Below are 18912 nucleotides of genomic sequence, written 5' to 3'. Positions count from 1 at the left end.
TCCCGATCGTCAACATCGTCATGATCTTCGTGCTCGGCGCGCGCGGCAGCCGCTGGGCATGGCGGAACCGGGTGTGGCGCGATGCCGAGCAGTTCCGCAGAACGCAGCGCAACTGGGCGATCGCCGGTCTTGCCGTCTGGGTGCTTAGTATCGGGGGCTGCGCGACGATGGTCGGTGGCATCCCTTTCATGATCAAAGGCAGTGACGCCTATCACATGACCATGGAGGTCGTTCGCGCCGATACCCGGGTGAAAGCCGCCATCGGCGACGACGTGACCGCCAATTTCTGGGTCGGCGGCCATCTCAACGTCAACGCAGATGGGACGGGTGACGCGCAGTTCAGCATTCCCATCCACGGCGCCAAGGGAAAGGGCACGGTGTTTTCGCATCTTGTTCGCAATGCAGGCACGTGGAGCACGCACCTGCTCGTGGTCCGGGTCGAGGGCGCCGATGCGCCGATCGTGCTGACCAATGAAGATCACGTGCCGATCCCGAACGCGGCAATCGGAATATGAGGGATGTCGGATCCTGGAACGCAAAAACCGCGCCCCACCGGGAACGCGGCTTTGCCAGATACGCTTGGCGTTTCGCTACGCAAACACTTGGCGAAACTTACGGGCTCCGGTACGCGAGACCTGATCCGGAGCGCCGGGCGGACGCGATATCCGCCTCGCAGTCCGTTTTATAGGGACATCGTTACCGCGGAGTTATCGAGAGCTTAAGCAAACCTAAATTTTGCGGTTCTCCGGCGAGGCGTACGAAAGAAAAACGAGCTTTATCAATTGCTTATTGATTGGCGCCGCGCAGAAAATTTATGATCCCGGAAAAATCGGCGCCGGCATTCCCTTGCGCGTTGAACAGGCCGTAGAGCTGTGTCGCTTCGGCGCCAAGCGGTGTCACCGCGCCCGCGGCTTGTGCGGCTTCCTGCGACAGCTTCAAATCCTTCAGCATGAGCGCGGCGGCGAAGCCGGGCTTGTAGTCGCGGTTGGCGGGCGAGGTCGGCACCGGGCCGGGCACCGGGCAATAGGTGGTCAGCGACCAGCACTGGCCTGAAGAGGTCGAGGCAACGTCGAACAGGGCCTGGTGCGCCAGGCCGAGCTTTTCGGCCAGCACGAAGGCCTCGGCGACGCCGATCATCGAAATGCCGAGAATCATGTTGTTGCAGATCTTGGCCGCCTGGCCGGCGCCGTCGCCGCCGCAATGGACGATGCGCCCGGCCATGGGGTTCAGGATCGGCTCGGCGGCGGCGAAGGCGTCGTCCGAGCCGCCGGCCATGAAAGTCAGCGTGCCGGCGGCGGCACCGCCGGTGCCGCCCGAGACCGGCGCATCAACCGACAGCAGGCCGTGCTTTGCGGCGATGGCATGCGCCTTGCGCGCCGATTCGACGTCGATGGTCGAGGAATCGATGAAAAGCGCGCCCTTCTTTGCCTTGGACGCGATCTCTTCGTAGACCGACAGGACATGCTTGCCGGCGGGCAGCATGGTAATGACAACATCCGCATCTTTCACTGCGGTCAAGGCATTGGCCATGATCGTAACGCCATGTTCTTTGGCGACGGTGAGGTTTTCGGACATTAGGTCGTAGCCGTGCACGGCATACCCCGCTTTGACCAGGTTCGCCGCCATTGGATTGCCCATATTCCCAAGGCCGATGAAGGCGATTGTGGTCATTGTGTCTCTCCCGGAGTTTGCACGCTTCAGCGACCGATCAACGCGCGGGCGATGATGACGCGCATGATCTCGTTGGTGCCTTCGAGGATCTGATGCACACGCAGGTCGCGCACCAGTTTCTCGATGCCGTAATCGTGCAGGTAACCGTAGCCGCCGAGCAGCTGCAGCGCATCGTTGGCGACGTTGAAACCGGTGTCGGTGACGAAGCGCTTGGCCATTGCCGACCATTTCGAGGCATCCGGTGCCTTGCGGTCGAGCTTGGAAGCGGCGGCATAAAGAAAGATGCGCGCCGCCTGCAATTCGGTCTCCATGTCGGCCAACTTGAACTGCAAAGCCTGGAACTGGTTGATCTTCGAACCGAAGGCCTTGCGCTCGGCTGTGTAGGACAGCGCCTTGTCGAGAGCCGACTGCGCGCCGCCCAGCGAGCAGGCGGCAATGTTCAGCCGGCCGCCGTCAAGCCCGGCCATGGCGATGCCGAAGCCGGCGCCTTCGCCTGACAAAAGGTTTTCAGCCGGCACCTTGCAATCCTCGAAAATGACCTGGCGGGTCGACTGCATATGCCAGCCCATCTTGTGCTCATTGGCGCCGAAGGAGAGTCCCGGCGCATCTTTCGGCACGACGATGGTGGAAATGCCTTTTGGTCCCTCGGCGCCGGTGCGCACCATGACGGCATAGATATCGCTGTCGCCGGCGCCGGAGATGAACTGCTTGGCGCCGTTCAGCACGTAGTCGCCGCCGCTCTTCACCGCCCGCGTCTTCAGGGCAGCGGCGTCCGAGCCGGAACCCGGCTCGGTCAGGCAATAGCTCGCCAGCCATTCCATGGAGGTGAGCTTCGGCAGAAAGCGCTGGCGCTGGCCGTCGTCGCCGAAACGATCGATCATCGAGGCCACCATATTGTGGATCGAGATGAAGGAGGAAAAGGCCGGGTCGGCGTGGGACAGCGCTTCGAAGATCAGCACGGCGTCGAGCCGGCCGAGCGCGGAGCCGCCGACATCGTCCCTGACATAGATGCCGCCGAGGCCCAGCGGGCCAGTCTCGCGGATCACGTCGGCGGGGAAATGCTTGTTGCGGTCCCAGTCTAGCGCATTCGGCGCGACGCGATCGGCGGCGAAGGCCTGAGCCATTTCCTGGATGGCGCGCTGGTCCTCGTTGAGTTCGAACTGGCTGGTGCTCGCATCGACCGCGGCGTCCATGGCGTGCTCCCTATATACTGGCCAGCTGGCTCGCTGGCCTGTCGTTTTTGGCTTTGCGCGCGCACCAATCTAGACCAATGATGCCGCCGCGCAACCCGAGCCGCCGCGGAGCGGCTGTGCGTCAATGCATGTCCGGAGCAAGATGTGACGACAAAATTCGATGAGCTGCTAGAGCGGTTCCACGCCTATCTCGCTTCCGTGGGTGACTTCCTGGTGCAGGATGCGGTGGCGCGCATAGGGTGGGATATGCCCGCCCGCGAGCTTGAACCGCACTCACTCGGCTGCCTGCGCCATCTCGATCGTGCCGCCGAATTCACACCGGCGCGGACCAAGCAGCTGGTGCAATTTCTGGCGCAGGAGCGCGGCGAATTGCGCTGGGGCCAGACCTACGGCGAGTCGGATTTCGGCAAGGCGTTCATCGACAATTATGGCTGGCTCGAAGTATTCGGCACCCGCGGCCACTTCGCCAACGACGAGGTCGCCGCCGGCGTGCTGATCCTTGGGCCTGATATCGTCTATCCCGACCACCATCATGTCGCCGAGGAGATCTATATCCCGCTGACCGGCGGCACCGAGTGGCGCATGGGCGAGGACAGCTTTCACAAGCGAGAGGCCGGCGAGGTCGTGTACCACGCTTCCAAGGTCAATCACGCCATGCGCACCGGCAAGGAGCCGTTGCTGGCGCTCTATATCTGGCGCGGCGGGCCGCTGGCGCAGAAATCCACGATCACCGGGACCGCGACGCAGGGCAGGGGCTGAGCCATGGCTAAAGCCATTATGCTGCAAGGCACGGGTTCGGATGTCGGCAAGACCGTGCTGGTCGCCGGGCTGTGCCGCGCCGCGAAAAAGCGTGGGCTGAAGGTGCGTCCGTTCAAGCCGCAGAACATGTCGAACAATGCCGCCGTTGCCGATATTCCCGGCGACAACAGGGCTGGCGGCGGCGAGATCGGCCGCGCGCAATGGCTGCAGGCGATCGCCTGCGGCGTGCAGCCATCGGTTCACATGAACCCCGTGCTGCTCAAGCCGCAGACCGATGTCGGTGCGCAGGTCATCGTGCAAGGCAAGGTGTTCGGCGAGGCGCGGGCGCGCGACTACCAGGCGCTGAAGGGCCGGCTGATGGACGCGGTGCTGGACTCCTGGGGCAAGGTCGGCGAGGGCGCCGATCTCGTCATCGTCGAGGGCGCGGGTTCGCCGGCGGAGATCAATCTCAGAAACCGCGACATCGCCAATATGGGCTTTGCGACGCGTGCCGATGTGCCTGTCGTGCTGGTCGGCGACATCGACCGCGGCGGCGTCATCGCCTCGGTCGCGGGCACGCATCTGATCCTGCCGGAGGAAGACCGGCGCATGATCGTCGGCTATCTCATCAACAAGTTCCGTGGCGACGTGTCGCTGTTCGACGACGGCATCAACGCGATCGAAGCGTTCACCGGCTGGCGCTGCTTCGGCGTCGTGCCGTGGCTGAAGGCCGCTGCCCGGCTGCCCTCGGAGGATTCGGTGGTGCTGGAGCGGCTTGCCTCCGGGGAGGCGCGTGCGCTGAAGGTGGCGGTGCCGATGCTTGGCCGCATCGCCAATTTCGACGATCTCGACCCGCTCAAGGCCGAGCCGCAGGTGGAAGTGGTGTTCGTGCCGCCTGGAAAGCCGTTGCCGCAGGATGCGGGACTGGTGGTCATTCCCGGCTCGAAGTCGACGATCGGGGATCTGCTGAAATTTCGCGAAAATGGCTGGGACCGTGATCTTCTCGCCCATCGCAGGCGCGGCGGCCATGTCGTCGGCATTTGCGGCGGCTTCCAGATGCTTGGCCGCATCGTGCGCGATCCCGACGGCATCGAGGGCAGCGTCACCGAAGCGGAAGGGCTTGGCCTGCTCGACATCGAAACAGTGATGGAACCGGAAAAGACGGTGCGCAACGTCAGCGCCCGCTCGGTGCCGTTCGATCTGCCGCTCGAAGGCTACGAGATCCATCTCGGCCGCACCACCGGCCCGGACATGCTGCGGCCGTCGGCGATCATCAATGGCGCCGAGGACGGTGCGGTCTCGGCGGATGGCAAGGTGGTCGGAACCTACATGCACGGCCTGTTTGGCGCCGACGCCTTTCGAGGGAGGTTCCTCGAAAGCCTCGGCGTCAAGGGCGGCGGCATCGACTATCGCGCCGAGGTCGAGAGGGCTCTCGACGAGGTCGCGGCCCAGTTGGAGAGCCATCTTGACTGCGACGCGATCTTTTCGCTGGCGCGGTAGCTAGCTGCTCTTTTCTCCTCTCCCGCCTTCGGCCAATAGGTGCCGAAGGACCAGACATTGCCCTCCGGGTCGCGGCAGATGAACTCGCGACTGCCATAGTCGCGGTCGGTCAGTTCCTGGAGGATCGTGGCGCCTGCCTTCTTCGCCTTGGCGTAGGCGGCGTCTGCGTCGTCGACGGTGATGTAGATTGACTTGCCGCCGCCTGTGCCGGGTTCGCCGACCATTTTGCCGTAGTCGTCGTCGCGCGCGCTGCCGAGCATGATCATCGAGGAGCCGAAGACCAGTTCGGCATGGTGCACGACATCGCCTTCGCCGTAGCGGGCACGGATGCTGAAGCCGAAGGCTTCGCACAGCCAGCGGATCATTTTTGCGGCGTTCCTGTAACGCAAGGCGGGGTAGAGGCGGGGGGCTTCAGCGGGCATGGCAACTTCCTTCATTCGAGCTCATCGATGAACCCAGTCTGAGCGACAGCCGTTCCGGCGTCTTGAAGAAATGTTACCCGGGACTTCAGGCCTGTGCCGAACCCTCGATCGCGGTCGGTGTCTCGCCGGCAAGGTCGCGGAACTCACGCACCAGATGCGCCTGGTCGGCATAGCCGCAATCGGCCGCGATGTCGGCCCAATCGCAGGCTTGCTGCCTCGACAGGCCAAGCGCGCGGTTGAAGCGGACGATGCGCGACAGCGTTTTCGGGCCGATGCCGGTCGCGTCCGCGAATTTCCCCGCCAGATGCTTGCGGCTCCAGCCCAGCCTGTCGGCCAGTGACGAGACGCGCACGCGGCCGCCGGAGGCGAGGATCCTGTCATAGGCCCAGGCAACCCCGGCCTGCGTTTCCGGCGCATCGGCCAGCCGGGCGGCGACGAACATCTCGACAAGGGCAAAACGTTTGCTCCAGTCCGCCGCGTTGCCAAGCCGCTCGCGCAAGGCGACGCCTTCGATGCCGAGCACATCGTCCAGGCTGACCATGCGGTCGGTCAACCCGCTCATCGGCTGGCCAAAGAATCGGCGTGCGCCAAGCGGGGTGAAATTGACCTGGACGCAGCAGGCGCCGCCGAAGGATTCGATCATCACGGGTCCGGCATAGAGGCCGGCGGCGAAACTGGCGAAGCGATCATTGTCGCCGGGCGGCTTGCCAAGGCCGATGGCGAAAGGTTCGGCGAAGCTGATGACCAGAGGCACGGTAAGGGAGGCATATTCGACATTGCGGTAATGGCCGGGCGCCGTTTCGCGATAACCGCAAATGTCTGACACAATGCCCGCGAGGGCAGGGCTGGGAAGGCGCCGCCGCATCTCGAACCGCCCGGGGACTGACCGGTCCTGTTCCTCCTGACATGGCATCTCGATTGGCATCGACAGGACTCTAGCAGAGCCCGGACCCGAATCAAAAGCGCACGGCTTTTGGCCGGGCGCTCCGAATTGCCTGAGATTTGAATGTCAGGCGCCGCGCATCAGGCAGCCGCCGGCACGCACGAGGTAAGCAATGGGCACGGTCCACACCGATGTGAGTGGGATGAACGAAAGAAGGCCGAGGGCGGCGAGAATGCCGATGAGGCGATGACAAGGGAGACGATGAAAACAATCTCGGTGGGTGCGCTGAGATTCATGTGCGGGTCCTCTCCTCGACATGATTCGAACAGCGGCATTCCATCAGGCGCGCGGGTCACACACCAATCAGGACGCGCAGCGGGTTCGCCGGGTCGGCCAGGAGCTTCGCCGCCAGAGCGACGCAGACGATGACAAGCAGCGGCTTGATCAGCCTGGCGCCGATGCGCATGGCCAGGCTGGCGCCGAGGCGGGCGCCGAGGAACTGGGCGACGCCCATCATCAGGCCGATCTTCCAGGAGATGACACCGACCGCGGCGAAGACGATGAAGCCGCCGATATTGGAGGCGAAGTTGAGCAGCTTGGTGTGGGCCGTCGCCTTGAGTACGCCGTAGCCGGCCAGCGCGACGAAGGCCAGCATGTAGAAGGAGCCGGCACCCGGCCCGAACAGGCCGTCGTAAAAGCCGATGGCCGGCACCAGCGTTATCCCGAACAGGAAGGGCGTCATACGTTCGGCGCGATCAACGTCGGTCATGTTGGGCTTCAGGGCGAAATAGAGCGCGATGGCAATCAGCACCAGCGGCAGAAGCGCCCGCAGCAGATCGCCGGGCACGACCGTTGCCAGCAAGGCGCCGACGGCACCGCCGGCAAGCGCCAGCAGCGCAGAAGGCAGTTGCCGGCGAAGGTCGACATGGCCTTTCGCGGCATAGTGGATGGTCGCAGATCCCGAGCCGAACATGCCCTGCAGCTTGTTGGTTCCCAGCGCCTCGACCGGCGAGAAGCCGGCCAGCAGCAGTGCGGGAATAGTGATCAGCCCACCGCCGCCGGCAATCGAGTCGACAAAGCCCGCGGCAAAACCGGCGAAGGCGAGCATGGCGACGGATTCTAAGGTGAGGTCGATCATCAGGGAGAAATCAAGCCAGAGATGCTCCGGCTTCGATCACGAACACCCCGTTTGCGCAAGACCGATTTCACGCTACTTCTATCCAAGCGCGTCGCGCCTGGATTTCGCATTGTGCTGTCATTATCCCAAAACCGCTCCGCTTTTTTGGGCTACATGGATTAGAGGAATCGGCAAAGGGGCTCCCGATGGCATTCGAACTGCTCGACCAGATACGCTCGATCTTCGATGGCGACCCCGGGGTGCGCAAGGTGGCGGACGACCCCGTGTTGTCGGCGGAACTTCTGATGCTGTTCCGCATGATCCTGGCTGACGGAACGGTCAGCGAGAGCGAGATGGTTGCCTTCCGGCGCATCTGCAAGGATGCCTTCGGCATTCCGGAAACCAGCATCGACGCCGTCATCGAATATCTCAACGAATTCGGCTACGAAACCAATGGCTCACAGGCCATCGCGCTGTTCCGCGACCTCGATGTCGAGCGGCGCAAGCAACTGGCGCAGCATATGGCCGAGATCGCCAAGGCGGACGCGCAATTGGCCGAGACCGAGGTGCGCCTGCTGCGCCGCACGCTCGACCTGCTCGACATCAGCCCGGTCGACGTGGTGAAATCTGAGCAGTAGGTTGATGGGATCCCAGCCGGGCCGGCTGTCTACGGCAGCCCCGGCATTTGCGGCCTTTCACTCACACGGCGGATTCGCTTCGCGAACCGATCGCTCACCCCTGCTCCTGCATACGGCGTGCAATTGCCCTGTGCAGGTCCGGCGCTGCGGCGACAAGCGTCTTGGCCGCCTCGGATTGCGGGTGATCCAGCACCTCGCTCGTCCGGCCACGCTCGACGATCTGGCCGTCATGCATGACCAGCACTTCGTCCGTTATGGCGCGGGCGACGGTGAGGTCGTGGGTGATGAAGAGATAGGCGATGCCGAGTTTCTGGTTGAGCTCGGCGAACAGGTCGAGGATCTGAGCGCGGATCGAAACATCGAGCGCCGAAACCGGCTCGTCGGCGACGACCAGTTTTGGGCGGGTGATGATGGCGCGGGCGATCGACAGGCGCTGGCGCTGGCCGCCGGAAAATTCGTGCGGATACTTTTCCATGTCGTGCTGGTCGAGGCCGACCTCGTGCAGCGCCTGCGCCACCATCTCGCGGCGCTCGGCGCGCCCCGGTTTCCTGTCCAGCACGTGCAGCGGCTCGGCGATCAGTTTCTCGACCGTCTGGCGCGGATCGAACGAGCCATAGGGGTCCTGGAATACCACCTGCATGTCGCGCCGCGCCGGCTTCAGGTCCGCCTCGCTCTTGCCGGTGAGGGGCTCGCCGCGAAAGCGGATGGTTCCCGAACTCGGCCGGTCCAGCGCCAGGATCATGCGCGCCAAGGTAGACTTGCCGCAGCCGGAGCGGCCGACCAGCGCCACCGACTGGCCCGGCGCCATGGACAGCGACACGCCGTTGACGGCGCGGATGTCAGGCGCGCGCCGGAACAGCGAGGTGCGCCGGCCGGGATAATCGCGCGTCACGCCCTCAACCTCGAGCAAGGGCCGGGCTGCCGAGGCGCCATGCGGCCGGGCGCGGGCCGGCACGTGCATCGAGGCCAGCGCCAACTGGCGGGTATAGGGGTGGAGCTGTTCAGAGAGCGTGCGGGCCGTATCGCCGGCTTCCATGACTTCGCCCCGACGAAGAATGGTGATGCGATCCGCCATCTCGGTGACCACGGCGAGGTCATGCGAGATCAGGAGCAGGCCCATGCCGCTCTCCGCGACAAGGTCGCGCAAGAGGGTGAGGATTTGCGCCTGCAGCACCACGTCGAGCGCCGTGGTCGGCTCGTCGGCGATCAGCAGCTTCGGCTTCAGCGCGCAGGCCATGGCAATGACGACGCGCTGGCGCTGGCCACCGGACAGCTCGTGCGGATAGCGCGACAGCGGGAATTTTGCCGATGGCAAGCCAACCCGGTCGAGCATTTTTCGCGCCCGCTCTTCCGCCTCGGCACGTGTTGCCTTGGCATGCCAGCGTATGCCTTCGGCGACCTGCTCGCCGATGGTCTTGAGCGGGTTCAGCGCGGTCATCGGTTCCTGGAACACCATGCCGATATCGTCACCGCGCAGGGCGCACATCTGATCCTCGCTTGCCGCAAGGATGTCGATACCGTCGAAGGTGACGCGCCCGCTGGCACGCGCGGCATATGGCAAGAGCCGCATGACGCTCAGAGCCGTCATCGATTTGCCGGAGCCGGATTCGCCGACCAGCCCCATTACCTCGCCGGGCGCGATGGAGAACTCGATGCTCCGGAGGATCGGCGTGTCGCCGATCGCCAGCGACAGATTGTCGATTTCCAGAAGGCTCATCGTTGCCGCCGCGATTTCGGATCGAGGATGTCGGCGATGCCGTCGCCCAAAAGGTTCAGCCCAAGCACGGTGATCACGATCGCCATGCCGGGAAAGATCGCCATCCAGGGCGCCACCACCATGCGGGTCTGGGCGTCGAACAGCATGCGGCCCCAGCTCGGCATCGGCGGTTGGGCGCCAAGGCCCAGATAGGAAAGCCCGGCCTCGGCCAATATGCCGAGCGCGAACTGGATAGTGCCTTGCACCAGGAGCAAGGTGGCGATGTTGGGCAGCACATGTTCGATGGTGATCAGCGCCTTGCCCTTGCCCGCGGCGCGGGCGGCGAGGATGAATTCGCGCGGCCAGATCGCCAAGGCGCCGGCTCGGGCGACGCGGGCAAAAACCGGGATGTTGAAGATGCCGATGGCGATAATGGCATTGATGGCGCCGGGGCCGAAGATGGCGGTGATCATGATGGCCGACAAAAGCGCAGGGAAGGCGAAGACGAGATCGTTGATGCGCATCAAGGCCTCGTCGACGAGGCCGCCGCGCGCCGCGGCGAAAGCACCGAGCGGCACGCCGACGCCCATGCCGATGCCGACCGCGACCAGCGCCACCGCGATCGAATTGCGGGCGCCGACCATGATCATCGACAGGATGTCGCGGCCGAAATGGTCGGTGCCGAACCAGTGCGCCCAGGACGGCGCCAGCGTCTTGTCGGATATCACCAGCCGGGTCACGTCATAGGGCGTCCAGAGATAGGAGAGGATCGCCACCGCCGCCACGAACAACGTGACGGCGAAGCCGGCAAGAAACGAGCGGTTGCCGAACGCCTTGACGAGGATGCCGCCCAGCGTCTCTTCGGGGATGTCCGGATGCAACATCATTGCCGGCTTCGGAGGCGCGGATCGACGACGGCATAAGAGAGGTCGACGACGAGGTTGACGGCGATGACCGCGGCGACCAGCAGCATGACGACGCTTTCCACGACGATCAGGTCGCGCTGGGTGATCGCCTGGAACACCAGCCGGCCGAGGCCGGGCAGGTAGAAGACGTTCTCGATGATGATGGTGCCGGCGAGCAGGAAGGCGAATTGCAGGCCCAGAATGGTCAGCACCGGGATCATGGCGTTGCGCAGTGCGTGCCGCCACAGGACCGCGCGATAGGGCAGGCCCTTGGCGCGGGCGGTGCGGATATAGTCCTCGTTCAGCACCTCGATCAGTGCCGAACGGGTGACGCGTGCCAGGATCGCGGCCTGCGGCAATGCGAGCGCCACAGCCGGCAGCAGCAGTGATTTCAGCGCCGGCCAGGCACCGGCCCCCCAACCGGGAAAGCCGCCGGCCGGAACCAGCCGCAGCCAGACCGCGAAGAGATAGATCAGCATCAGCGCGAACCAGAAATTGGGAATGGCGACGCCGAGCTGCGCGGCGCCCATCGCCGCTGTGTCACCCATCCGCCCGCGATGGTTCGCTGAAAACAGGCCGACCGGGATGGCGATGAGGGTGGATAGGGCGAGCGCAATCAGCGCCAGCGGCAATGAGACGACGAGACGCTCGCGCACGAGGTCGATGACCGGCACCGAATAGGTGTAGGAGCGGCCGAAATCCAGGCAGAGCAGGCCGCCGGCCCAGTGCAGGTAGCGCCAGGGCAGGGGCGCGTCGAGGCCCATCTGGTTGCGCAGCAGCTCAACCTGGTCGGCGCTGGCATTCATGCCCAGCATCAGCCGCGCCGGGTCGCCGGGCAGGATCTCCAGCACCGCGAAGACGACCATGGAGGCCAGCGCCAACGTGGCGGCGGCGATCGCGAGACGCCTGAGGAGGTAGGCGGTCATCGCTTGATCGGCCAACAGTCGAAATCGGCGCTGCCCCTCATCTGCCTGCCGGCATCTTCTCCCCGTATAGAGACGGGGAGAAGGACGCCTTCGCAAAGGATTTCGCCAATCTTCAGCGTTGCAGAAAGGGTGCCGAGGTTGCGGCCAGCCCCCTTCTCCCCGTCACTATACGGGGAGAAGTGCCCGGCAGGGCGATGAGGGGCGGCGCAAACCTGAAGCGATCGTCCTGCGGCTCGGGTCAGGCAGCTTGGCAGGGCAGAGGGGGGTGCGGAGCGCAAACGTCGCCTCTTGGCCAACGGCTTCACTCGTTCCACTTCACCTTGATGAGATCATTGGCCTGGATCGGCGCGTTTTCCCACAGGCCCTGCAGCTTGGCGTCCCAGACGCCGACCTTGGGCAGTTCGTAGAGGAAGCCGACCACGGCGTCGTCGGCCAAGATCTTCTGTGCCTGCCCCAGCAATTCCTTGCGCTTGGCTTCATCGGAGGTGACGTCCAGATCGGCGATCACCTTGTCGAAGGCCGGATTGTCGTAATTGAAGTAATAATCCTTACGCGCATAGATACCGATGTCGTTGGGCTCGGTATGGGAGACGATGGTCAGGTCGTAGTCCTTCTTGGTGAACACCTGGTCCAGCCACTGCGCCCATTCGACCGGGATGATCTCGAGGTTGATGCCGACGTCACGGAGCTGCGAGGCGATGATCTCGCCGCCGAGCCTGGCATAGGTGGGCGGCGGAAGCTTCAGCGTCGCCTTGAAGCCATTCTCCAGGCCTGCTTCCTTCAAGAGTTCCTTGGCCTTGGCGACATCGTGCGGATAGCGGCCGGTGAGGTCGACGTAGTCCTTGTTGGCCGGCGACATATGCGAGCCGATCGGCAGGCCGAGGCCGGCCGAGGCACCGTCGATGATCGCCTTGCGATCGAGCGCGTAGGAGATCGCCTGCCTGACCAGCAATTTGTCGAAGGGCGGCTTCTTGTTGTTGATCGACAGGATGGTTTCGCCTTCGGTCGAACCGATCACCACCTTGAAACGCGGATCGTCCTTGACCTGCGCGAGACTGTCGGGATCGAAGAATGGGAACGCCTGGATATCGCCGGAAAGCAATGCCGGTACGCTAGCAGCGGCATCGGGCACGATGCGGAACTCGACCTTGTCGAGGTAAGCCGGCGTGCCCCAATAGCTGTCGGATTTCACCAGCGTGATCGAGGATCCCTTGGCCCAGCTCTGGAATTTGAACGGGCCGGTCCCGACCGGCTTTTCCTTGTTGGCGTCAGCGGATTTCGGCGAGACGATGACAGCATCGCCCCAGCCCATATTGTAGAGGAAGGATCCCTGCGGGTTCTTCAACGTCACCTTGACCGTTGCCGGGTCGACCACGTCGACCGTATCGATGGCTGCGAACAGGGCTTTTTGCGCATTGACCGAATTGTCGGCGCGGGCGCGGTCGAGCGAGAATTTCACGTCGTCGGCGCTGAAGCCGGCGCCATCGTGGAATTTCACGCCGGTGTGCAGCTTGAAGGTGTAGGTCTTGCCGTCGTCGGAGATGGTCCAGCTTTCAGCCAAATCCGGCAGGACCTCGCCATTTGGCCCGATGCGGGTCAAGCCTTCGAACACGTTGGCGTAGAGAACCTCGTCGATTGCCGCGGCCGCGCCGGCGGTCGGATCGAGATGTGGCGGTTCGAGCGGGATGCCAATGACCAGATCGGTTCGCGCCGCCAGCGCGGGAGTGCCGACGGCCAGCGCCAGGACGGCGGCGGCCAGGATGGTTTTCCACAATTTCATGGTGCTACTCCCCGTGTGGTCAAACATGCGCTCAAACCGGGCGAATAGAAGCGTGATTTCGCACGGGAGTAAATTGCGTTTCGTGCCGCGCGGCGGCGTAGCCGGGAATGTTTTTCTCCGGACGGCCGCATTGATCGTTGGCTCTTGCCCGTGCGGCGCTATCGGGCGCCGCGCAGCAGCATGTTGAGCCCGAACGCCATCACCTTGGCCGATTCCACCATATCCGAGATCCCGACCCATTCGTCCGGCCGGTGGGCGAGATCGAGAATGCCCGGGCCATAGGCGATGCAATCATAGACATGGCCGATGCGGGCAATGTGCTTCTGGTCGTAGGTGCCGGGTGAAATGACGTAGTCGGGCTCGCGATCGAAGATCGCGTGGATGCCTTGCGCGATTGCCTTGACGACGGGAGCGTCGCGTTCGGTCATCAGCGGCAGCACCTCCATCAGGTCACGGATCTCGTAGTCGAACTTTTGCCGATCACGCTTCAGCCGCTCGAGAATGCCGGTCACCTCGCCCTTGACCGTGGCGATATCCTCTTCGAGCAGGAAGCGGCGGTCGATGGTCAGCCGGCAGGAATCGGGCACGTTGGGCGAGGGCAGGCCGGGCCGGAAATCCTCGGTCTGGCCGCCATGGATGGAGTTGATGTTCATGGTGGAACGCTTCGCCCCTTCGGGCACGACCGGCATGCGCGTCATCTTGCGGTCAAGCGCGGGGAACAATTCGTCCTCGAATGCCTGCAGCACGGCGCCCATATGGCGCACCGCATTGTCGCCGAGGAACGGCATCGAGCCATGCGCGATCTCGCCCTTGGTCTCGATCTCGGCCCACCAGACGCCGCGATGGCCAAGGCAGATGCGGTCCTTGTTCAGCGGTTCGGGAATGATGACGTGGTCGACCCTGGGTTTCGAGAAATAGCCGAGCCTCGCCAGATGCGCGACACCGCCGAAGCCGCCGGATTCCTCGTCGACCGTGCCTGATATCTCGATGGCACCGGGAAAATCGGGAAATACCTCCATGAAGGCTTCGGCCGCGATGATCGAGGAAGCCAGGCCGCCCTTCATGTCGCAGGCGCCGCGGCCGTAGACCTTGCCGTCCCTGACGATGCCGGCGAAGGGATCGACGGTCCAGCCGTCGCCGGCCTCGACGACATCGATATGCGAGTTGAAGTGGACGCAGGCGCCGGGCGAGCGGCCCTCGAAGCGTGCGACGACATTGACGCGCGGGTAGCGGTCGGTGTCGCCGGGCGTGCCTTCGGCGCGGATGAACTCGGTTTCGAAGCCGCTCTTCTTGAGCCGCGCGCCAAGAAATTCGGCGCATGGCCGGTACGCTTCGCCGGGGGGGTTGATGGTGGGAAAGCGGATCAACTCGGCGGTCAGCGCGACGAGATCGTCACGCCGGTCATCGATCGCTTGGAAGAGTCGCTCGTTCATGGCCCGAGTTGAGCAGCGATCGGCGTCGTTTTGCAAGTCCGCTGGCAATTGGGCCGTTGCGGCGTGTCGTTACGGCAACTCTTGCGGGAATTCGTTCAAATTCGCTGCTTTGGATTGGCGAATTGGTCAATGGTATATGTTATGCCGTTCACCTGCCATTAAAGAGATGAAAAACGACGTGAAGGCAGGCAAGGGGCAATCAAAGGGGGTTGATCGCATGAAAAAGACAGTTCTCATGGCAGCAGCACTTATCACGATGCTGTTGGGTGCTTCGGTGCAGAGCTGGGCAGCCAGCCTCATTGCAAGCATAGACGTGTCGTCGCAGACGATGACGGTCAGGTACGGCCAGGAGGTCTACCGGTGGAGCGTGTCCACGGCTCGGTCCGGCTACTTCACGCCACGCGGCACCTACCGGCCGCAGCGAACGGCCCGGATGTGGTATTCGCGCAAATACGACATGTCGCCGATGCCTTATTCCGTGTTCTTCCACGGCGGCTATGCCATCCACGGAACGGGCGCGGTGAGGCAGCTCGGCCGACCGGCGTCGCATGGCTGCGTGCGGCTGCATACGGCCAATGCGGCGGCTTTCTACTCGATGGTGCGAGAAGTCGGCTTCGGCAACACGCGCATCGTCGTGAGGAACTGACTGCTAAGCCGGCTTGTGGCGGAGGCGCATCGGACGGATTCAGGCTAGGCGCTTCGGGTCTTTGCCTTGCGTCGCTTGCGGCTGATGTCCCATCTCTTGTGGAACCACATCCACTGGCCGGGATCCTCGCGCACCCAGCGCTCGACCACGTCGTTGAGAAGCTGGGTGGTGGCGCGCACGTCGACACTGCCATCGGCGGTGCGGGGCAATGTCAGCTTCTCTTCAATCTCGAGCCTGAAGCGGTTGCCCGGCAGCCTGACGCAGCGCGCCGGGTAGACGTCGCAATCATAATGACGGGCAAGTGTGCCGAGCACGCGATTGCTCTGGCAGGGGCGGCCGAAGAATGTCGTTTCCAGGCCGCCCGTGAACTTCTGGTCGACGAGGACCCCGATATTGCCGCCGTTTTCCAATACCGAGGCGAGCGCGAACGAAGCGCCCGCCATCGAGGGCAGCAACGATCCCATGGTCGCGCGGCGCGTCGAGAGGATGTAGTCGGCCAGGTACGGATTGTTGGGCGGGCGAAACAGCGCGGTGATATTCATGCCGAAAGTAGCCGCCGCCACCGGCAGCAATTCAAAATTGCCGAGATGTCCGGTGAAGACGATGTGCGGCTTCTTTTCGGCCGCGATCTCGACGAAATGGTCTACTCCCCTGACCTCGACACGGCCGGGACTGGTGGCGGCTGGATCGTAGTCGAACAAGGCGTCGAGAAAGATGTATTCGGCGGCGAGACGCGCCATGTTGCCCCACATGTTGGAGGCGATGGCCTGGATCTCGGCTTCGCTCTTGTGCGGATAGGCCTTGCGCAGATTCTCGACGGCCACATTATGGCGTCCGACCCATGGACCGATGCGGCGGGCGACGCGGTCGGCGAAATTCAGCGCGCTGTCGGGGGGCAGCAGGCGCAGCACCGAGATGATGATCATCGCAATGCGCGCGACCAGCCAGTGCTCGAACCGGCGCAATTGCCGGCCATAGCGGAACATCAGGTCGCGGCGAAGCTTCTTCAACACAGAAGTCAGGGCCTAGACGACGCGTAGGATGATCTTGCCAAAGACGTCGCGGCCTTCCATGCGCTTCAGCGCGGCGTCGATGTCGTCGAAGCCGACTTCGGTATCGATGACGGGTGCGACCTGTCCCGCCGCCATCTTCTGCATGGCGTCAGCCATGTTCTCCATGCGGCAGCCGAAGGAGCCGAGCAGCTTCAACTGCTGCTGGAAGAGCTGCATCAGATTGACCTGCGCCGACACGCCGGACGTCGAGCCGCAGGTGACGAGCCGGCCACCGCGCTTCAGGCACAGCATCGAGCCGGCAAAGGTGTCGGCGCCGACATGTTCGAAGACGACGTCGACGCCCTTCTTCTTGGTCAGCTTGCGCACGACGCCCTCGAACCGGTCGTCACGGTAGTTGATGACATGATCGGCGCCGAGCGCCTTGGCCTTGTCTATCTTGTCGTTCGAGCCGACCGTGGTGATGACCGTGCAGCCCATCCGCTTCGCCAGTTGGATGGCGGCCGAGCCGATGCCGGATCCGCCGGCGTGGACAAGGATCGTCTCGCCGGGCTCGAGCCTGGCATTGTCGAACAGCATGTGTTCGACGGTGCCGAAAGTGACGGGGGCGACAGCCGCGCCGATCTCGCTCACGCCTGGAGGGACGGGGACCAGCAGGCGCGCCGGCAGGTTGATCTTCTCCTGCGCGAAGCCGTCGAGGTGGAAGCCATGAACGCCCGAGACGTGTTCGCAAAGATTGTCGCGGCCTTCGCGGCAGGCACGGCAAAGGCCGCAGGTGCGCGCGCCGTAGATCGAGACCAACTGTCCCGGCAGCAGGCCGGAAACGCCGGGACCGACGGTCTCGACCTCGCCGGAGGCTTCCGCGCCGACGACCAGCGGCAGCTTGCGCTTGGCGAAAGCCATGCCGCGCCAGCCCCAGACGTCAATGTGGTTCAGCGCCACTGCCTTGATGCGCAGCGTCACCTCGCCGAGCGCGGGCGGCGGCGGGGGCGGCAGGTCCACCGTTTCAAGACGGCGGTCCTCGATAAGTTGCAGTGCGCGCATGGAGCCTGTCGGTTCTGTTCTAGCGGAAGTGGCTCGCTTAGACCGGTTCCCGCGCCATGACAAGGCAAGTGTTCTGGCCGCCAAAGCCGAAGGAGTTCGAAAGCACGGTGCCAACCTGCGCATTGCGCTTCTTGTTGGGCACGACATCGAGCATGATCGCCGGATCGGGATTGTCGTAGTTGATGGTCGGCGGAATGACGCCTTCGCGCATGGTCATGAGAGAAAACGCCGCTTCCACCGCGCCGGCGGCGGACAGCGTATGGCCGATCATGGACTTGTTGGACGAGATCGGCATCGAGCCGATCCGCTCGCCGAACACCGTCGACAGCGACAGGTGCTCCATCTTGTCATTTTCCGGCGTCGAGGTGCCGTGCGCGTTGACATAGTCGATCTCGTCCTCGCCCAGGCCGGCATCAGCGAGGGCGGCGCGCACCGCCGCGATCGCCGGCGAACCATCCGGCTTGGAGCGGGTGCGGTGGAAATCGTCCGCCTTTTCGCCGCAGCCGCGCAGAATGCCCAGAACGCTCGCTCCACGGGCGAGCGCTGCCTCCAGCGATTCCAGCACCAGAGCGCCGGAACCTTCGGCCAGCACGAAGCCGTCGCGGTCCTTGGAGAAGGGCTTGGAAGCCTTTTCCGGGATGTCGTTGTGGGTCGAAAGCGCCGACAGCAGCGAAAAACGGATCAGCGCCTCGGCGGTCGCCGAGCCGTCCGCGCCGATCGACAGCGCCCGGTCGCATTCGCCTCTGCGGATTGCCTCGACCCCAAGCTGGATGGCCGTGGCGCCGGAGGCGCAAGCGGTCGACAGCGTGATCGGCAGGCCGCGCGTGCCGAAACGGTCGGCGAGCCGGTCGGCGATCGACCCGAACTGCGTGGTCTCGAAAGTATCGAGCTCCTTCAGGCCGCGCGCCACCCGAAGCAGCCTTTCGGCACCGGCGTCGTGCTTGTCGGAATTATAGAGCGCGAACCGCTCATGCCAGTCGAGTTCGACCGGCGGCGAGGCCAGAAACAGCGGTCCGCCGAAGTCGCTGGAATTGAGGCCGGCTTCGGCAACGGCTTCCTGCGCGGCCGTCTCCGCCAGTTCGTATGTGAGGGGGCTGGCGCCCTTCGAGCTCGACGCAAGGAAATCGACCATGCCGGAAATGCGGGTGTTGAGGTGGTCGACAGGGAAGCGGGTGATCGGGTGGATGCCCGATCTGCCCGAGGTCAGCGCCGTCCAGTTGTCTGATTTGCCGGCTCCAAGGGAAGTAACCACGCCGATGCCTGTGACGGCAACGATCGGCCTGCCCATGTGATCTCTGAGATTGGCCATC

Annotated in this window: 17 protein-coding genes and 1 pseudogene; 5 read left to right on the top strand and 13 right to left on the bottom strand. The window is 64.0% G+C overall.

Going from position 1 to position 18912, the window contains the following annotated elements; genetic code table 11:
- Nucleotides 1-20 precede the first annotated feature (20 nt).
- Nucleotides 21-515, top strand: a complete 495-nt coding sequence (locus FJ426_RS16305; protein WP_246675554.1) for a cytochrome c oxidase assembly factor Coa1 family protein — start codon at nt 21-23, stop codon at nt 513-515.
- Nucleotides 516-786: 271 nt separating this feature from the next.
- Here the strand turns inward: FJ426_RS16305 and mmsB are convergent, their stop codons facing one another.
- Nucleotides 787-1671 carry a 3-hydroxyisobutyrate dehydrogenase gene (gene mmsB, locus FJ426_RS16300; protein WP_140495679.1) on the bottom strand — a complete coding sequence of 295 codons (885 nt, stop codon included), beginning with the start codon at nt 1669-1671 and terminating at the stop codon, nt 787-789.
- 26 nt (nt 1672-1697) lie between these two features.
- Complete coding sequence (locus FJ426_RS16295; RefSeq protein ID WP_140495680.1) at nt 1698-2864, bottom strand: isobutyryl-CoA dehydrogenase; 1167 nt, start codon at nt 2862-2864, stop codon at nt 1698-1700.
- Between the two features lie 144 nt (nt 2865-3008).
- On the opposite strand from FJ426_RS16295, the gene FJ426_RS16290 reads away from it, so the two are divergent.
- On the top strand, nt 3009-3623 hold the full coding sequence (locus FJ426_RS16290; RefSeq protein ID WP_140559632.1) for a dimethylsulfonioproprionate lyase family protein: 615 nt from the start codon (nt 3009-3011) through the stop codon (nt 3621-3623).
- Between the two features lie 3 nt (nt 3624-3626).
- Nucleotides 3627-5102 (top strand): cobyric acid synthase, encoded by a 1476-nt coding sequence (locus FJ426_RS16285; protein ID WP_140559633.1) that lies wholly within the window; start codon nt 3627-3629, stop codon nt 5100-5102.
- A gap of 14 nt (nt 5103-5116) precedes the next feature.
- Here FJ426_RS16285 and FJ426_RS16280 read toward each other — a convergent pair.
- From FJ426_RS16280 to FJ426_RS16265, 3 genes and pseudogenes are all read right to left on the bottom strand, one after another.
- Nucleotides 5117-5524, bottom strand: a pseudogene (locus FJ426_RS16280) (VOC family protein); the annotation flags it as partial.
- Nucleotides 5525-5609: 85 nt separating this feature from the next.
- Nucleotides 5610-6449 carry an AraC family transcriptional regulator gene (locus tag FJ426_RS16275; protein ID WP_140559635.1) on the bottom strand — a complete coding sequence of 280 codons (840 nt, stop codon included), beginning with the start codon at nt 6447-6449 and terminating at the stop codon, nt 5610-5612.
- 310 nt (nt 6450-6759) lie between these two features.
- Nucleotides 6760-7545: a TSUP family transporter gene (locus tag FJ426_RS16265; RefSeq protein WP_140559636.1), complete on the bottom strand. Its 786-nt coding sequence runs from the start codon at nt 7543-7545 to the stop codon at nt 6760-6762.
- A 185-nt stretch (nt 7546-7730) separates the two neighbouring features.
- On the opposite strand from FJ426_RS16265, the gene FJ426_RS16260 reads away from it, so the two are divergent.
- Complete coding sequence (locus tag FJ426_RS16260) at nt 7731-8162, top strand: TerB family tellurite resistance protein (RefSeq protein WP_140495687.1); 432 nt, start codon at nt 7731-7733, stop codon at nt 8160-8162.
- Between the two features lie 94 nt (nt 8163-8256).
- Here FJ426_RS16260 and FJ426_RS16255 read toward each other — a convergent pair whose 3' ends face one another.
- From FJ426_RS16255 to FJ426_RS16230, 5 genes are all read right to left on the bottom strand, one after another.
- On the bottom strand, nt 8257-9879 hold the full coding sequence (locus tag FJ426_RS16255) for an ABC transporter ATP-binding protein (RefSeq protein ID WP_140559637.1): 1623 nt from the start codon (nt 9877-9879) through the stop codon (nt 8257-8259).
- The gene (locus tag FJ426_RS16250) at nt 9876-10745 is read right to left on the bottom strand and encodes an ABC transporter permease (protein WP_140517241.1); all 870 of its coding nucleotides are present in this window, start codon (nt 10743-10745) and stop codon (nt 9876-9878) included. Before FJ426_RS16250 ends, FJ426_RS16255 begins: the two co-directional genes overlap by 4 nt.
- On the bottom strand, nt 10742-11689 hold the full coding sequence (locus FJ426_RS16245) for an ABC transporter permease (RefSeq protein WP_140555073.1): 948 nt from the start codon (nt 11687-11689) through the stop codon (nt 10742-10744). Before FJ426_RS16245 ends, FJ426_RS16250 begins: the two co-directional genes overlap by 4 nt.
- 301 nt (nt 11690-11990) lie before the next feature.
- Complete coding sequence (locus FJ426_RS16235; protein ID WP_140559638.1) at nt 11991-13469, bottom strand: ABC transporter substrate-binding protein; 1479 nt, start codon at nt 13467-13469, stop codon at nt 11991-11993.
- A gap of 158 nt (nt 13470-13627) precedes the next feature.
- On the bottom strand, nt 13628-14902 hold the full coding sequence (locus FJ426_RS16230; protein ID WP_140559639.1) for an acetylornithine deacetylase/succinyl-diaminopimelate desuccinylase family protein: 1275 nt from the start codon (nt 14900-14902) through the stop codon (nt 13628-13630).
- A gap of 217 nt (nt 14903-15119) precedes the next feature.
- Here FJ426_RS16230 and FJ426_RS16225 point away from each other — a divergent pair, with 217 nt between their 5' ends.
- Entirely contained in the window at nt 15120-15548 is a 429-nt protein-coding gene (locus FJ426_RS16225) for a L,D-transpeptidase (protein ID WP_140559640.1), read from the top strand.
- A gap of 44 nt (nt 15549-15592) precedes the next feature.
- On the opposite strand, the gene FJ426_RS16220 is transcribed toward FJ426_RS16225, so the two are convergent.
- From FJ426_RS16220 to FJ426_RS16210, 3 genes are read right to left on the bottom strand one after another with little or no spacing between them, the layout of a single operon-like run.
- The gene (locus tag FJ426_RS16220; RefSeq protein ID WP_246675553.1) at nt 15593-16561 is read right to left on the bottom strand and encodes a lipid A biosynthesis lauroyl acyltransferase; all 969 of its coding nucleotides are present in this window, start codon (nt 16559-16561) and stop codon (nt 15593-15595) included.
- Between the two features lie 12 nt (nt 16562-16573).
- A complete protein-coding gene (locus tag FJ426_RS16215; RefSeq protein ID WP_140517233.1) occupies nt 16574-17602 on the bottom strand; it encodes a zinc-binding dehydrogenase in 1029 nt (342 codons plus the stop codon).
- Between the two features lie 37 nt (nt 17603-17639).
- Nucleotides 17640-18911 carry a beta-ketoacyl-ACP synthase gene (locus tag FJ426_RS16210; protein WP_140559642.1) on the bottom strand — a complete coding sequence of 424 codons (1272 nt, stop codon included), beginning with the start codon at nt 18909-18911 and terminating at the stop codon, nt 17640-17642.
- Nucleotide 18912: the final 1 nt, after the last annotated feature.

The sequence above is a fragment of the Mesorhizobium sp. B2-6-4 genome, from assembly GCF_006441495.1.
Taxonomy (GTDB): domain Bacteria; phylum Pseudomonadota; class Alphaproteobacteria; order Rhizobiales; family Rhizobiaceae; genus Mesorhizobium.
This window is presented reverse-complemented; position numbering and strand designations above follow the sequence as displayed.

Excerpts from the sequence above, each read along its gene's own strand:
- FJ426_RS16275 (WP_140559635.1), bottom strand. The coding sequence starts at position 6,449 with ATGCCAATCGAGATGCCATGTCAGGAGGAACAGGACCGGTCAGTCCCC.
- FJ426_RS16210 (WP_140559642.1), bottom strand. The coding sequence starts at position 18,911 with ATGGCCAATCTCAGAGATCACATGGGCAGGCCGATCGTTGCCGTCACA.
- FJ426_RS16235 (WP_140559638.1), bottom strand. The coding sequence starts at position 13,469 with ATGAAATTGTGGAAAACCATCCTGGCCGCCGCCGTCCTGGCGCTGGCC.
- FJ426_RS16225 (WP_140559640.1), top strand. The coding sequence starts at position 15,120 with ATGAAAAAGACAGTTCTCATGGCAGCAGCACTTATCACGATGCTGTTG.
- FJ426_RS16250 (WP_140517241.1), bottom strand. The coding sequence starts at position 10,745 with ATGATGTTGCATCCGGACATCCCCGAAGAGACGCTGGGCGGCATCCTC.
- FJ426_RS16305 (WP_246675554.1), top strand. The coding sequence starts at position 21 with ATGATCTTCGTGCTCGGCGCGCGCGGCAGCCGCTGGGCATGGCGGAAC.
- FJ426_RS16230 (WP_140559639.1), bottom strand. The coding sequence starts at position 14,902 with ATGAACGAGCGACTCTTCCAAGCGATCGATGACCGGCGTGACGATCTC.
- FJ426_RS16285 (WP_140559633.1), top strand. The coding sequence starts at position 3,627 with ATGGCTAAAGCCATTATGCTGCAAGGCACGGGTTCGGATGTCGGCAAG.
- FJ426_RS16295 (WP_140495680.1), bottom strand. The coding sequence starts at position 2,864 with ATGGACGCCGCGGTCGATGCGAGCACCAGCCAGTTCGAACTCAACGAG.
- mmsB (WP_140495679.1), bottom strand. The coding sequence starts at position 1,671 with ATGACCACAATCGCCTTCATCGGCCTTGGGAATATGGGCAATCCAATG.
- FJ426_RS16265 (WP_140559636.1), bottom strand. The coding sequence starts at position 7,545 with ATGATCGACCTCACCTTAGAATCCGTCGCCATGCTCGCCTTCGCCGGT.
- FJ426_RS16260 (WP_140495687.1), top strand. The coding sequence starts at position 7,731 with ATGGCATTCGAACTGCTCGACCAGATACGCTCGATCTTCGATGGCGAC.
- FJ426_RS16215 (WP_140517233.1), bottom strand. The coding sequence starts at position 17,602 with ATGCGCGCACTGCAACTTATCGAGGACCGCCGTCTTGAAACGGTGGAC.
- FJ426_RS16255 (WP_140559637.1), bottom strand. The coding sequence starts at position 9,879 with ATGAGCCTTCTGGAAATCGACAATCTGTCGCTGGCGATCGGCGACACG.
- FJ426_RS16245 (WP_140555073.1), bottom strand. The coding sequence starts at position 11,689 with ATGACCGCCTACCTCCTCAGGCGTCTCGCGATCGCCGCCGCCACGTTG.